Source organism: Clostridium sp. HV4-5-A1G (genome assembly GCF_900184915.1).
In the GTDB taxonomy this organism is placed as follows: domain Bacteria; phylum Bacillota; class Clostridia; order Clostridiales; family Clostridiaceae; genus Clostridium_B; species Clostridium_B aromativorans.
Genome location: NZ_FXYI02000016.1, coordinates 18,476 through 32,404, shown reverse-complemented (window position 1 = coordinate 32,404; position 13,929 = coordinate 18,476). Strand labels below are relative to the sequence as shown.

The window sequence follows — 13,929 nt, the reverse complement described above, 5'->3', positions numbered from 1 at the left end:
CTGCAAATACTTCTATATTTTAATTTTATTATATACTCATTCTTATAAAATGTTACCAAATTACCCGATACTTTTATTCAATGGCTACCACTATTTTCAATCCACAACTGACAGAGAAAATACAAACTGCAAATATCAGATACTTATCTCAGAACCATTGACTTTCCTATATTGGAGATAAATTAACCTGTCCAACTGTTGACTTATCTCCAATATTTCTCCCTTGTAGAGATCCTCACTTTCAATAACCAATAAATTTAATTTTTCCCTTAATCGTTCTATTTGTTCCATAAATTTACCATCTTTCTTATAAATTCTAACAATCTTATTTAGTGTATTACTTTATTGTATAAATATTGCAATACACAAACCTTTTATAATATACCAGAAAAATACAATAATATCAAGAGTTAAAATTAACATTTTATATAACCTTTTCAAATACTTTCTATTGTATATTAATATTTAGGTATATAATTAGGTATATAATATTGATATATCAAAAATATCTGACAAGGAGAATAGTATAATGAATCTCGATAAAATATTAGAACTTATTCCAAAGACAGACCTCCACTGTCACCTAGACGGCAGTTTAAGACCCGAAACTATCTTAGACATTGCATCTAAAGAAAATATACTTACTTCAGATATCGATTTAAATACTCTTGAAAAACAAGTTAAAGTTCTTGGGAAATGCAATTCTCTAAAACAATATCTTGATAAATTCAATTTACCTATAAAAATTATGCAAAGTGAAAAAAATATATACAGAGTGACTACCGAATTGCTGGAAGATGCTATTAAAAAAAATATTAAATACATAGAAATTCGTTTTGCCCCCTTTAATCATCTAGCTGGCAATTTAAAACCTGAACAGGTCATAGAAACCGTACTTTCTGCCATGGATTACGGTAGAAAAAATTTAGGGATCATGTCAAATTTAATACTATGCATCCTAAGACAGGAGTCCCCTCAACTTGGGATAAAAGTTGTTGAATTAGCTAAAAAATACTTTTCCAGGGGAGTAGCTGCCATAGATCTTGCAGGAGATGAGACAAATTTTCCTCCAGAAATTCACAGTGAATCCTTTAATTTAGCAAGAAAATACGGCATTCACCGTACAATCCATGCAGGCGAAACGGGTATTTCAGAGAACATATTAAAATCTATAAAAATATTACATGCAGAGAGAATAGGCCACGGCACTTATGCATATAAAGACAAAGAAACCCTTAAATATCTGATAGAGCATGAAATTCCTCTCGAAGTATGTATAACCAGCAATGTGAATACATCTGCCGTAAATTCCTACAGAGAACATCCAATAAAGAAATACCTGGATGAGGATATTATGGTAACAGTAAACACAGACAATATCACTGTGTCAAACACAGATATAATTCAGGAATTTAAATATCTTGTAAAATACCAAAATTTCGATTTCAAAGATATAAAAAAGGTCACTGAAAATGGAATAAATTGTTCTTTTGCCTCTGAAGAAGACAAAAACAATTTGAGAAATGACTACTATTCTTTTATAAACAATACAAAAGCAATTGACAGTTAACAGAAAAAATAGAGCACAAATATCAAATAATGGAGTTTGATATTTGTGCTCTGGGTTTTGAATACAGCTTATTCAGAGACACCCTTCTTTCTTTTTTTTATAGCTTCCTCTAATGTATGCCAGGCGAGGACTGCACACTTCACTCTGGCAGGCATCATGGATATATTTTTAAGTGCTATAGCATCTTCTAATTTTTCCAACTCTTTTTCATCTGTAATTTCCTTTTTTATCATTCCTATAAATGTCTTAACATAATCCAAAGCTTCTTCAACAGTTTTACCTTTAATCAAATCTATCATTATAGATGTTGAAGCCTGAGATATGGCACATCCGCTTCCCTCATAAGCTATATCATCTATAATGTCTCCCTTGAATTTCAATGAAAGAGTTATATCATCTCCACAGCTGGGATTATGTCCTCTTTCTTTTAAATCAGGGTTTTTCAGCTCTCTCTTATTAGTGGTATCCTGGTTATGTTCTGTTATTATTTCAGAATACACAAGACTAAGATCGTCCATATCCCAACCACTTCCTAACATTCTTAAGGGCTTCTATAAATTTATCTATTTCTTCATAAGTGTTGTAAAAATAAAAGCTAGCCCTGGAAGATGCTTGGATTCCTAAATGTTTCATAAGAGGTTGTGCACAGTGATGTCCTGATCTAACTGCTACTCCGTAATTATTTAATATAGTTGCTACATCATGAGGATGAACATCTTTTACATTAAATGAAATAATTCCACCTTTATTCTTGGCACTTTTAGGGCCATAAACCGTCACATAATCTATATCTGAAATTTTTTTAAGTGCATATTCCGTAAGTTCTTCCTCATAGGCTTCAATCTTGTCAAGTCCTATTGAATTTAAATAGTCAATAGCTGCACCGAGAGACACTGCACCTTCCACATTTTGAGTGCCGGCTTCAAATTTAAAAGGCAGCTCTGCAAAAGTAGCATCTTGTTCTGTAACATATTCTATCATATCACCACCACCTAGGAAAGGCGGCATTTCAAGGAGAAATTTTTCTTTTCCATAAAGTACTCCTATTCCCATAGAAGCTAGCATTTTATGACCTGAAAATACGAAGAAATCCGTATCAAGATCAGATACATCCACCTTCATATGAGGTGTACTCTGTGCTCCATCTACTATTGCTACAGCTCCTTTTTCATGAGCGTATTTTACAATATCTTTAACTGGATATTTCGTTCCAAGTACATTTGACACCTGAGCAATGGATACAATCTTTGTCTTGTCAGTAATTTTACTTTTATATTCTTCTTCAGTTATTCTTCCCTCTTCATTAGTATACATATATTTAAGCACTGCACCTTTTACTCTAGCTACCATCTGCCAAGGGAGTATATTGCTGTGATGCTCTGAAATAGCAATTACTATTTCATCTCCCTTATTTACAAAATTCAGCCCATAACTATAAGCTATCAAATTTAAGGATTCTGTAGTATTCCTTGTAAATATTATCTCAGAGGATTTCTCTGCTCCAATAAAAGCCCTTACTTTCTCACGAGCTCCCTCATAAGCCTCTGTAGACGTGACTCCAAGATAGTGGGCACCTCTGTGGGGATTTCCATTTAAATTCTCATTATAATGTTCTACGGCTTTTATGACAGAAAGTGGTTTCTGTGTAGTTGCTCCATTGTCAAAATACACCAGATCATTACCCTTCACTTTTATAGAAAGTATTGGGAAGTCCTTTCTTATCCTCTTTACATCTATACTCTCCTGTATTACATTTCCATTACTCATTTATAATCCTCCTTTTAAGTTCTTCAGATAAAAACTTTTTTAAATCTTCTGCTGGAATCTTATCAAATATAGGATTAAATCTAGCCTCTATAACCAATTTTTCCGCTTCACCATAATCAAAGCCCCTGCTCATCAAATAAAAAAGTTGATTCTCATCTATTTTGCCTACACTTGCTGCATGCTGTCCGTCCACATCTTCCTCCTGGCAGAGAAGTATTGGAATAGTATCCGTCTTAACTGTTGGATCTAAAAGAAGAACTTCTTCAGCCTGAGCTCCCTTGGATTTAGATGAGCCTCTTTTAAAATCTATATTTCCCTTAAAAACTTTTCTGGCTCTATCCTTCAGTACCCCTTCTATGACCATATTACTTGTGCTCTTTTTACCAAAATGATTGGTGGTATAGTAAAGATCCTGTCTTCTGTCTCCATCAACTAAATAGGCTGAATATATATCTGCACTGCTGTATTCCCCTTTTAAATCCGAATTATAATTTGTAACATTTATATGGCTTCCCATCTCTACAGTAATCCAATTTACTTTTGCTCCATTCTCCACCTGAGCCATATTCGAATCAAAATGGGTTGACTTATCATTCATCCTCTGAACTTTTATAACATCTACTACTGAGCCGTTCTTTGCAAATACTTTAGTCAAACCATTGTGAAATGCATCTATGTCTTTATTTTCAGTACAATAATCCACCACTAAAGTAATTTTACTATTTGATTCGGCTACAATTATGTTGTGATCTATAACTGTAGGGTTGTGTTCATTTAAATTGAAATTAAGTCTTATAGGCGAATTCAAAATTTTATTCTCTGGAACTTTTACAAATATTCCTGAATTAAATCCGTTCTCCCCAAGTCTGACAAAATCTTTTGATACAGAAGTAGCATCTTTAAAACTAGAATATTGAGCAAGATTTTCTCCATCAATCTCCTGCATGAATTTTAAGGTTACCCCCTCAAAATCTTCAGCCTTAAAATCCATATACCCTGCATCATATGCCTCTATTTCAGGAAACTTATAATTATCAAGGTGAAAATTATTTAATCCAAGATGCTTCCATGTAGGTACATAGGCCTGATTTAGTCTAAACTCCTTCTTGTTTTGCAATTCGGAAATTATTCTCTTACTTTTGCTTAAATTTCCCCTATTATCTATCATAAACTACCTCCTTATCCTATGGTTCCCTTTAATTCTAATTTAATCAAATTATTCATTTCCACTGCATATTCAAGTGGAAGTTCCTTTGCTACAGGCTCAACAAATCCTGTAACTATCATCCCTCTTGCCTCTTCTTCCGTAAGACCTCTGCTCATAAGATAAAAAATGGCATCGTCACTTATTCTACCTATTTTAGCCTCATGTCCTATATCAACATTGTTGTTTGCCACACTTACAATAGGTATAGTATCCGATCTGGATTCACTGTCAAGCATCAATGATTCACAGGATACACTGGACTTGGAGTTAACTGCATTTTTAGTAGAACTCAACAGGCCTCTGTAAATTGAAACTCCACCATCCTTGGAAATGGATTTAGAGTTTACCACTGACGTAGTATTTGGAGCTGCATGAACTACTTTAGAGCCAGTATCCAGATACTGCCCGGCACCTGCAAAAGTTATTCCTGTGAAATCGCATCTTGCTCCCTCTCCCCTCAGTATGCTCATAGGATACAACATGGATACTTTAGATCCAAAAGAACCTGTAACCCATTCTACATGCCCATTTTTATCCACTGCACACCTTTTGGTATTTAAATTGTACATATTTCTTGACCAATTCTCTATAGTACTGTACTTTAATGAAGCTCCCTCTCTCACATAACACTCAACACAACCTGCATGTAGATTGTTTACATAGTATTTAGGTGCCGAACATCCCTCTATATAGTGAATTTTTGCTCCTTTTTCAACTACTATAAGGGTGTGTTCAAATTGTCCTGCACCAGGGGCATTTAATCTAAAATAAGATTGTATTGGTATATCAACTTGAACTCCCTCAGGAACATATACAAATGAGCCGCCAGACCAAACTGCTCCATGAAGTGCTGCAAATTTATGATCTGTTGGAGGCACAAGCCTCATAAAAAGAGGTCTTATCAGATCTTCGTAATCCCTTATAGCCGTTTCCATATCCATATATAAAACACCCTGCTTTTTCAGCTCCTCGCTTACATTGTGATAGACTATCTCCGAATCATATTGTGCACCCACACCTGCCAGGGATTCGTGCTCCGCTTTAGGTATTCCAAGTAAATCAAAAGTTCTTTTTATATCTTTGGGCACATCCTTCCAATCATGTTTCATGCTGGTATCAGGCCTTACATAGGTAACTATGTTATTCATATCCAGATCCGAAAGATCAGGTCCCCAGGACGGCATAGGCATCTTATTGTAAATATCTAAGGATTTAAGTCTAAACTCCCTCATCCATTCAGGATCGTTTTTTTCATCTGATATTTCTTCTATTATCTTTTTTGTAAGACCCGAGCCAGTTTTATAACTGGATTTGTCTTCATTTTTTATATCATAAATATTTCTTCTTATATCTTCTATATGAGTTTTTTCTTTTTCCAATAAAAACACCTCTCTTTTAAAACATCCTGTTAAGCCAATGCCTTAAACCTGTCATATCCGTTTTTCTCTATTTCCTCAGCTAAAGATGCATCACCAGTTTTAACTATTCTTCCATCTACAAGTATATGAACGTAATCCGGTTTCAAATATTCTAATATACTATCGTGATGTGTAATTATAAGTATGGAGTTATCCTCTGTTCGGAGTTTGCTCACCCCTTCCGATACTACTCTAACTGCATCTACATCAAGTCCTGAATCCGTTTCGTCCAGCATAGCAAGCTTGGGCTCAAGTACCGCCATCTGGAGTATTTCATTTTTCTTTTTTTCTCCACCTGAAAATCCCACGTTTAAATATCTTTTAGCATAACTTTCATCTATTTTTAAAAGCTTTAGCTTTTCTTTTAAAGCTTTTCTAAATGCCAATATTCCACCTCTCTTACCTGTAACAGCAGCTTTAGCATTGCGTAAAAAATTTTCAACAGTTATTCCCTGTATCTCCTGCGGATACTGAAAAGACATGAATATTCCCTTTCTTGCCCTTTCATCCACCTTTAAATCATTTATTTTTTCCCCATCAAATACTATATCTCCTGATGATATTACATATTTAGGATGACCCATTATAGTATTTACAAGAGTAGATTTTCCTGCCCCATTGGGACCCATTATGGCATGTATTTCACCCTTGCCAATTTCTAGATCAAGTCCTTTTAATATTTCATTACCTTCAACTTCCGTTTTCAGTTTATTTATTTCCAGTAACTTTTTTCCCATTATACCTCTCCTTTATATCCGAGTATTTAAGTCATATTTAATTCCAAAAATCAATCCCATTATAAATGGGCATCAGGATAAAATATCCGACTTAAATACTCAACATTGTATCTGATTACATTTTACTATTTATTTAAAGGATAATCAATAATTAAAATATCATTTTATATTTTTATCTAAAAGTTTTTATTTTCTGATAATATCTTAAGTTTATTCAATCTCTATTTTAGTCTTATTTTTTCTTTTGTCTCTACCTGAATTACTATTCCATCTTGAATCACCAAAGTTATTGAACCATAATTTATACTCTTCAATGACTGCAATATCTCTTTAATGTACTGTTCTGAGATCTGGTTATTTTTTCGCGCAGTTTTTTCTCCCATTTTCATATTGCCCCCTTTTACATTAATTTATAAATTAATAACTAAAAAATCCCCTTTTATGAAGAAGAGGATTTTTCTATATTATAATAAATATAAAATGTTCAAGTTGAAGTTTTATATTTACCTCATCTTCCAGAACTGTGTTCTGATGGACTTAGCACCTTACATGTACCAATTAATACATGGGTTGCTGAAACTTCATCGGGCCATTCCCTAAGTTTCTCTTGATAAGGGTTAATATTAAATTATTGACTTTAATTATACCTTATAACATTCTTACGGTCAAATTAATTTTTAATCAAATTAAGAAGTTTAACATTAAAATTTTATCCTTAAAAGAATTGTTTTCAATTAGATATAATCTTCCATTTTCTCAGTCTCCAAATTAAGCCCGTCTATAACCATATCTTCTTTAAGTTCTATCAATAAACATTTTTTCCCTCTCTTGTCTATTACCTGCTTTACACTACCCAGATCTTGAGGCCTTATAATTATACTTGTATTTTCATTTTCAATCTTTACAGATTTACTTTTAAAATCAGGGATTACATTTCTGGCTTTAAATTCATGATCTCCACCACATACCTCTTGAAAGGCGCTTTTGACGGACTGTATATGTTTAAGGCCGCTTTCTTTTAAAACCCTGGTAACTTCATTTACATCCAGTACTGCCTCCTCTTCCCTATCTCCTCCATCAAGTTTTTCATTTATTCTTTCATATACATCCTTCATGATATCCGGCTTTATTCTGCCTCCTGTCACTGTACCCAGTATACTTTTAAAACTTTCTTTTTCTTCTACAGCCGTGGGTTTTACAGTACACTCAAGGACTTTTTCTACAAAAGTGCCGTTAACCTGCTTCGTTTTAGAAGAATAATATATTATCTTGTTCACATCTACATATTCACATGTAAAACTTGGAAACATGAATCCGTCTAGAGGAGAATTTAAATTCACGATCATATCCAGTGCAGAATTGGGCTTGAATTTCATCTCGGTATAATCAAATTTCAATACCTTTTTGGGAATTTCCACCTTGTTTACACTGCACAATATAAACTCCACAGCTTGAACATAATCTTCTACATCACTTTCATCTCCATTCTTATTTTTTCTGCTGTTATAATACTCTGCTTTTATAAAATTTATCACTACATCCGTATCATAGGTATAATTTTTAGATATTTTATCCACTATCTTATCTCCAAATTCAGCCGCACTCTTCCCGGAATTCAAAGCACCATACAATATCTGCTGTGTGCTTTCACCAACCTCATGGCCTTCTTTCCCCTCCGTTTCCTTAAAATCCAATTCAAATATTTTGGAATCCAGAGAACCTGTAAGCACCTTTTTGAAATTATTCAGGTAAAGCTCCCTCTTCTCTATTTCCATCATTTCAAAATGCTCTAGTTCCCTGGTTATTATTTCTCCATTATCTTTTTTTAAATATACGCTGTAAACTTCCTTAATAGGAAGCATATAACTTCCCAACTTAAACTCTTTTCTTATATTCGCCAAATCTTTTTTGTTCATTTTTACATCTCCGCTCTAAAAATAAGTTCTAATCCCATTCTATACATACTTATTTTAACAAAATATAATAATATTTGCTATGAATAAATTACTATAGTACAATTATAAAATTTTTGGTACAATACATATAAGTATATCTGTACAATTATAAAAATTTGATCATTAAGCGAGGATTTTATATGAATTTTATAAAAATAAGTAATACAGCTTACAATGAATTTAAAAAATTTTTGACTGAGAATAATATTACCTATTCTACAATAAGAATTTATTTAGATGGTATGTCCTGTCACGGTCCTCATTTCAACATGAGTGCCGATAAAAAAAACGACAATGATTTGACTCAGCAAATAAAGGATATAAATTTTATAGTAGACAAAAACTTATTCATGCAGTTTAGTGGTTTTATATTCCTATGTGGAAGCGAAAACGGACTCGGAAGTTTTTCTATAGAACCCGTATTTAAACCTAACCTTCCAGACTGTGAAAACTGCAATGGATGTAAAAATTAATAAATTTAAGGAGAATACTAGAATGTTTTGTTATAAATGTGGAGCCAAGGTTTCTAATCAAGCTCTATTTTGTGAAAAATGCGGAACCAGGTTAAATAAAAACCTGGAAATAGAAAATTTAAATGAAAGTACAATTAAAATTCATAATATCAGACAAGCCTTAAAGCATAATATAAAAGAGGATCAGTTAAACGCCCTAGCTTTAGATAAATCAAAAGACAATACAACAAATTTTAGTTTAAATAAGAAAGTTGGAGATAATACCTGTTGTAAAATTCCATTTTATAAAAATATAAATATAGCAATGCCCCTTTTGTCAGCAGTACTTGCCGTGAGTTTAACCTGCACTTATTATTTATATGAAGCCTCTGTTTCTAAAAATGTTGAAAAAAATAGAACTACTGCCGAAAATATAGCTCTTCAGGGAAATATATCTAGTGCGTATTCAATAATAGACAAGGCCCTGAGTTTACGTCCAAATAATGAAACCCTAAAAGCAGATAAAATATTTTTGCAGGATGGCAAAGCTGTAAACTTACATATAAGTGCCGTAGATAGTTATATAAAGGATAAAAATTACAATGGGGCTTTAAATGAATTAGACGAAGCTGTTAATTTAATATCGGATAAAACCGGAGCTTTTTATTCCCTGTTAAATAAAAATATAGAAAATAAGAAAATGGGCATAACTGTATTACAAATAAAAAATGAAATGAATAATAAAAGCAGCATAGAGGATTTAGCTGGACTGCTAAACAAAATATCCAATTACAATGTGAAAGAGGCCAGTGAAACTGCTTCAGAACTTAGAAAAAGAATAAGCGCTGTGGCTTACAACACTGCGAATGAATATTTGAAAAACAATGATTTCACCTCTGCCCTTCAAACTATAGACAAAGGTATCGTTTATAATCCAAATGATAAAAAGCTCAACAATTTTAAACAGGTCATAATATCCGAGAAAAATTCTTTTGAAACAACTGAACAGACTAGAATTCAGAACGCCATGGCTTCAGCTGCCCTGGAGAACAAAAACAATAAAACCAATGCAGTAGAGGTAGTTTCTACTTCTACTAATATAAATAAATACGGAGATTTCGTAATTAAAGGAACTATCAAAAACATAGCTACAAAGCCCATCAGCTCTATACAAATATACTATACCATATATAATTCCAGTAATGCCGAACTTGGAAACGATTCTACCTATGTATATCCCAATTACTTATCTATAAATGACACAGGTCAATTTGAAAATACAGAATATGGGATGTCAAAAGGCCATCACATTAAAATCACAAAAATAACCTGGATATTGCCGCAGGAGGATAGTTATGAAAATAAATAAAATTTTTATAGTTTCTCTTCTTACCACAATAACCTTCTTAGTAATTGGCATTACAGCATGTTTTGCTATACATAAAAATATAAGTCTTAAATCCTCCAGAGGTTCATCTAAATTGGGAAATGTGTCTGAAGTACTCGGCACACCCAAATCCAAGGATTTAAAGACAATAATACATGAAAATCAAAAATTAGTGGTATCTTTAGAAGTAAAGAATAGCAGTGGAAATATAACTGGCTCTGGTTTTTTATATGATACAAAAGGAGATATAGTAACTAATGCACATGTGGTAAAAGACGGCTCCGCCATAATTGTAAAGATGGCCGATACCGCAACATATAAAGGTAAGCTTATAGGTAAAAGTGAGCTTACAGATATAGCTTTAGTCAGGGTGGATAACTTAAAAGGAAAAAGTCCGATGAAAATTTCAAAAAACAAAAAGGCTGATATAGGAGATGAGATAATAGCCCTTGGAAGCCCTCTTGGTCTTCAGAATACAGCTACTACAGGTATAATAAGCGGTTTGAATAGAAATTTCAACCTAGAAAATTACCAGTATAAAAATGTCTACCAAATTTCTGCCCCTGTATCTCCAGGCAACAGCGGAGGCCCTCTTTTGGATAGAAGCACAGGACAAGTTATAGGTATAAACTCTGCAAAAGTAGACGATGAATCCATAGGTTTCAGCATACCAATAACTCAAGTTATTCCCATGATAGACAACTGGGCAGCTAATCCCAATACCTATAAATTTTCATCCCAAAATACTGCTTCAACTGGAGATTCAAAGCTTTCCACAGAGGATGCCGCTTATTTAGTTTCATATTTCTACAACAGTTTAAATTCCAATGACTATGTAACTGCCTATTCTTTACTTGGAGCAAACTGGCAGCAAAGTACTACCTATGAAGACTTTAGAAAAGGCTACCTTCAAACTTTATCTGTAAAAATAGACAATATGATCTGTCATGGGACAGAAAATGGAAACATAGAAGTTTCCGCTGTAATTCAGGCTGTTGAAGGAAATACATCAAATTCGAAAGTCAGTAAATACAATGTGGTGTATACCATAGGATATGAAAATAATAATCTTAAGATCCTGAGCGGCAAAAGCACACCTCAAGAATAAATGAAAAATGCAGATCACTTAATATTTTAGTGAACTGCATTTTCATATGATCTCAGCTAAAAAATTCAGTATTTTCCACGGACTCTTTTACCAGAGCATCTATATCCAAAACACTTTCTGCTTTCCTTATCTCTTCAACTCTGGGTTTAATTTTAGGATGTTTTGGTACAAATATGGTACAGCAGTCCTCATAGGGCAATATGGAAATTTCATAAGTCCCAATCTGTCTTGCCACGTCCATTATATCCACTTTGTCCATGGCTATCAATGGTCTAAATACCGGTCTATCTGCTACATCATTGCTTACAACAAGACCTTCCATAGTCTGGCTGGCAACCTGACCTATACTTTCTCCTGTAGTTACAGAATTTATACCATGTCTTTCAGCTAAATTACAGGCTATTCTCATCATGAATCTTCTCATTATTATAGTCAATTCGTCTTCTCTGCAGTTTTCAATTATGCTCATCTGTATTTTTGTAAAGGGAACCACATAAAGGCTTATGCTCCCGGTGTATTTCTTCAACACACCCGCCAGTTCCTTGACTTTCTCCTTGGCTCTTTCACTGGTATAGGGATGACTGTGGAAATACACACAATTCAATCTAACTCCCCTTCTTGCCATCATATAACCGGCTACTGGAGAATCTATACCACCTGAAAGCATAAGTATAGTACTGCCGTTAGTACCATAAGGCATGCCACCTATACCTTTAATTCTTTTTGAATATACATAGGCCTTATCTCTTATCTCAATATTTACAAAGAAATCAGGCTTTCTCACATCTACCGATAATCTTTCAGTATTCTGCAGTATATAAGCCCCAACTTCTCTGCTTACATCCATAGAAGTTCCTGGAAAGTTTTTGTTTGCCCTTTTAGTTACAACTTTAAAAGTCTTTCCCTCATTTTTCAGAGCATTACTGAGAGCTTGCTTTTTAATACTTTCTATATCGGAATCTATTTCATCTACCACACATATTTCAGATATGCCGCATATATTTTTAAGCTTTTTTATACCATCTTTTAAATTATCGCATTCTATAAACCATCTTCCCTGATCTACTACAAAAGAGTACCTGCTGTCCTTAAAAGTATTCTCTATATTACCTTTTAATTTTCTCTCAAATTTTCCCTTGTTCAATCCCTTTAAGAATATTTCCGGAGCATATTTTACAAGCAATAATTTTCTCATTTACCTACTCTCCTTAAAAACTTTAAAGATTCATCTATCACATCTAAAGCATAATCCACTTCTTCTTTTGAATTATCCTCGCCAAAGCTAAATCTTATAGTACCCCTTATATGATCTTTAGGAAGTCCAATTGCCTCCAGCACGTGGCTGTCTTTGCTGCTCTTGGCAGAACAGGCAGAACCTGTAGAAACATAAATGCCCTTCTCCTCCAACATATGAAGCAATACTTCTCCTCTAACTCCTATAAAAGAAACACTTAATACATAAGGAGAATATTCTTTTCCACAGCTGTTTATTTTAACTTCCTCCATATCTCTGAGTTTCTCCATGAAATATTTTTTCACTTCATCTACGTGGTGAAAATTCTGCTCTCTGTTTTTATATATCTTTTCAGCAGCTTTTGCAAGTCCTACAACAGCAGCTAAATTCTCAGTACCTGATCTAAATCCTCTTTCCTGTCCACCTCCATATATCAGAGGTCTTGGTATAAGCCCTTTTCTAACATAGGCAATTCCTACTCCCCTGGGGCCATGTATTTTATGACCACTGGCAGATAATAAATCTATATGCATTTTTTTAACATCTATATCATATTTTCCATAAGCCTGAACTGCATCAACATGAAATTTTATTCTGCTGCTCTTTTCCTTTATAAGCTCTCCTATAGCTTTGATATTTTGAACCGTGCCAACTTCATTGTTGGTATGCATTATGCTGACCAGCTGAGTCTGCTTATTTATGCTTTTTTCAAGCTCACCTAAATCAATCTGCCCCCTACCGTTTACATCAAGGTATATAACCTTAACCCCATTATTTTCCAAAGCTTTACAGGTATTCAGCACACTTGGATGTTCTATTTTTGTAGTTATGATTTCATTTCCAGGTTTTATAAAGCCTCTTATCAAAAAGTTATTGCTCTCACTCCCTCCAGAAGTAAATATTATCTCATCTCTGTCACAATTCAGTGTATCTGCAACTATATCTCTGCTCTCATTCATTTTAAGTTCCGCTTTTAATCCAAGAGAATATGCTGAAGATGGATTTCCGTAATAATTTCTCATAGTATCCACCATTGAATCCATCACTTCATCATAAGGCCTGGTTGTAGCACTATTGTCAAAATAAGCTTCCAT

14 protein-coding genes and 1 riboswitch are annotated in these 13,929 nt (G+C 33.7%); of the genes, 4 read left to right on the top strand and 10 right to left on the bottom strand.

All coding sequences use genetic code 11. The annotated features are described in order from the left end of the window. Positions 1-135: 135 nt before the first annotated feature. Positions 136-291, bottom strand: coding sequence for an aspartyl-phosphate phosphatase Spo0E family protein (locus J5G60_RS03440; protein ID WP_150356886.1), 156 nt, complete (start codon positions 289-291; stop codon positions 136-138). Between the two features lie 238 nt (positions 292-529). Between J5G60_RS03440 and add the strand changes: the two genes are divergently transcribed. Next, positions 530-1,570 carry an adenosine deaminase gene (add, locus tag J5G60_RS03435; protein WP_150356887.1) on the top strand — a complete coding sequence of 347 codons (1,041 nt, stop codon included), beginning with the start codon at positions 530-532 and terminating at the stop codon, positions 1,568-1,570. A 68-nt stretch (positions 1,571-1,638) separates the two neighbouring features. Here add and sufU read toward each other — a convergent pair whose 3' ends face one another. The 7 genes from sufU to J5G60_RS03400 all read right to left on the bottom strand — a co-directional run bounded on the left by sufU (position 1,639) and on the right by J5G60_RS03400 (position 8,615). Continuing rightward, the gene (gene sufU, locus J5G60_RS03430) at positions 1,639-2,088 is read right to left on the bottom strand and encodes a Fe-S cluster assembly sulfur transfer protein SufU (protein WP_150356888.1); all 450 of its coding nucleotides are present in this window, start codon (positions 2,086-2,088) and stop codon (positions 1,639-1,641) included. Continuing rightward, the gene (locus J5G60_RS03425) at positions 2,075-3,337 is read right to left on the bottom strand and encodes a cysteine desulfurase (RefSeq protein ID WP_150356889.1); all 1,263 of its coding nucleotides are present in this window, start codon (positions 3,335-3,337) and stop codon (positions 2,075-2,077) included. The genes sufU and J5G60_RS03425 overlap by 14 nt, the downstream gene beginning before the upstream one ends. Continuing rightward, positions 3,330-4,505: a Fe-S cluster assembly protein SufD gene (gene sufD, locus J5G60_RS03420; protein WP_150356890.1), complete on the bottom strand. Its 1,176-nt coding sequence runs from the start codon at positions 4,503-4,505 to the stop codon at positions 3,330-3,332. The genes J5G60_RS03425 and sufD overlap by 8 nt, the downstream gene beginning before the upstream one ends. An 11-nt stretch (positions 4,506-4,516) precedes the next feature. Then, complete coding sequence (sufB, locus tag J5G60_RS03415) at positions 4,517-5,923, bottom strand: Fe-S cluster assembly protein SufB (protein ID WP_150356891.1); 1,407 nt, start codon at positions 5,921-5,923, stop codon at positions 4,517-4,519. 29 nt (positions 5,924-5,952) lie between these two features. Beyond that, on the bottom strand, positions 5,953-6,699 hold the full coding sequence (sufC, locus tag J5G60_RS03410) for a Fe-S cluster assembly ATPase SufC (RefSeq protein WP_150356892.1): 747 nt from the start codon (positions 6,697-6,699) through the stop codon (positions 5,953-5,955). A 221-nt stretch (positions 6,700-6,920) separates the two neighbouring features. Beyond that, positions 6,921-7,082 (bottom strand): YezD family protein, encoded by a 162-nt coding sequence (locus J5G60_RS03405; RefSeq protein WP_150356893.1) that lies wholly within the window; start codon positions 7,080-7,082, stop codon positions 6,921-6,923. 122 nt (positions 7,083-7,204) lie between these two features. Continuing rightward, positions 7,205-7,316: riboswitch (SAM riboswitch) on the bottom strand. A gap of 117 nt (positions 7,317-7,433) precedes the next feature. Continuing rightward, positions 7,434-8,615 (bottom strand): DUF4317 domain-containing protein, encoded by a 1,182-nt coding sequence (locus J5G60_RS03400; RefSeq protein ID WP_150356894.1) that lies wholly within the window; start codon positions 8,613-8,615, stop codon positions 7,434-7,436. A gap of 179 nt (positions 8,616-8,794) precedes the next feature. On the opposite strand from J5G60_RS03400, the gene J5G60_RS03395 reads away from it, so the two are divergent. The 3 genes from J5G60_RS03395 to J5G60_RS03385 are packed head-to-tail and all read left to right on the top strand — an operon-like array spanning position 8,795 to position 11,601. Beyond that, entirely contained in the window at positions 8,795-9,127 is a 333-nt protein-coding gene (locus J5G60_RS03395; protein ID WP_150356895.1) for a HesB-like protein, read from the top strand. A 22-nt stretch (positions 9,128-9,149) separates the two neighbouring features. Beyond that, positions 9,150-10,475 (top strand): FxLYD domain-containing protein, encoded by a 1,326-nt coding sequence (locus tag J5G60_RS03390; protein ID WP_150356896.1) that lies wholly within the window; start codon positions 9,150-9,152, stop codon positions 10,473-10,475. Continuing rightward, positions 10,462-11,601 (top strand): S1C family serine protease, encoded by a 1,140-nt coding sequence (locus tag J5G60_RS03385; protein ID WP_150356897.1) that lies wholly within the window; start codon positions 10,462-10,464, stop codon positions 11,599-11,601. The genes J5G60_RS03390 and J5G60_RS03385 overlap by 14 nt, the downstream gene beginning before the upstream one ends. Positions 11,602-11,653: 52 nt before the next feature. Here J5G60_RS03385 and thiI read toward each other — a convergent pair whose 3' ends face one another. Both thiI and J5G60_RS03375 read right to left on the bottom strand, forming a co-directional pair. Then, a complete protein-coding gene (thiI, locus tag J5G60_RS03380; protein ID WP_150356898.1) occupies positions 11,654-12,796 on the bottom strand; it encodes a tRNA uracil 4-sulfurtransferase ThiI in 1,143 nt (380 codons plus the stop codon). Beyond that, positions 12,793-13,929, bottom strand: a complete 1,137-nt coding sequence (locus J5G60_RS03375) for a cysteine desulfurase family protein (RefSeq protein WP_150356899.1) — start codon at positions 13,927-13,929, stop codon at positions 12,793-12,795. The genes thiI and J5G60_RS03375 overlap by 4 nt, the downstream gene beginning before the upstream one ends.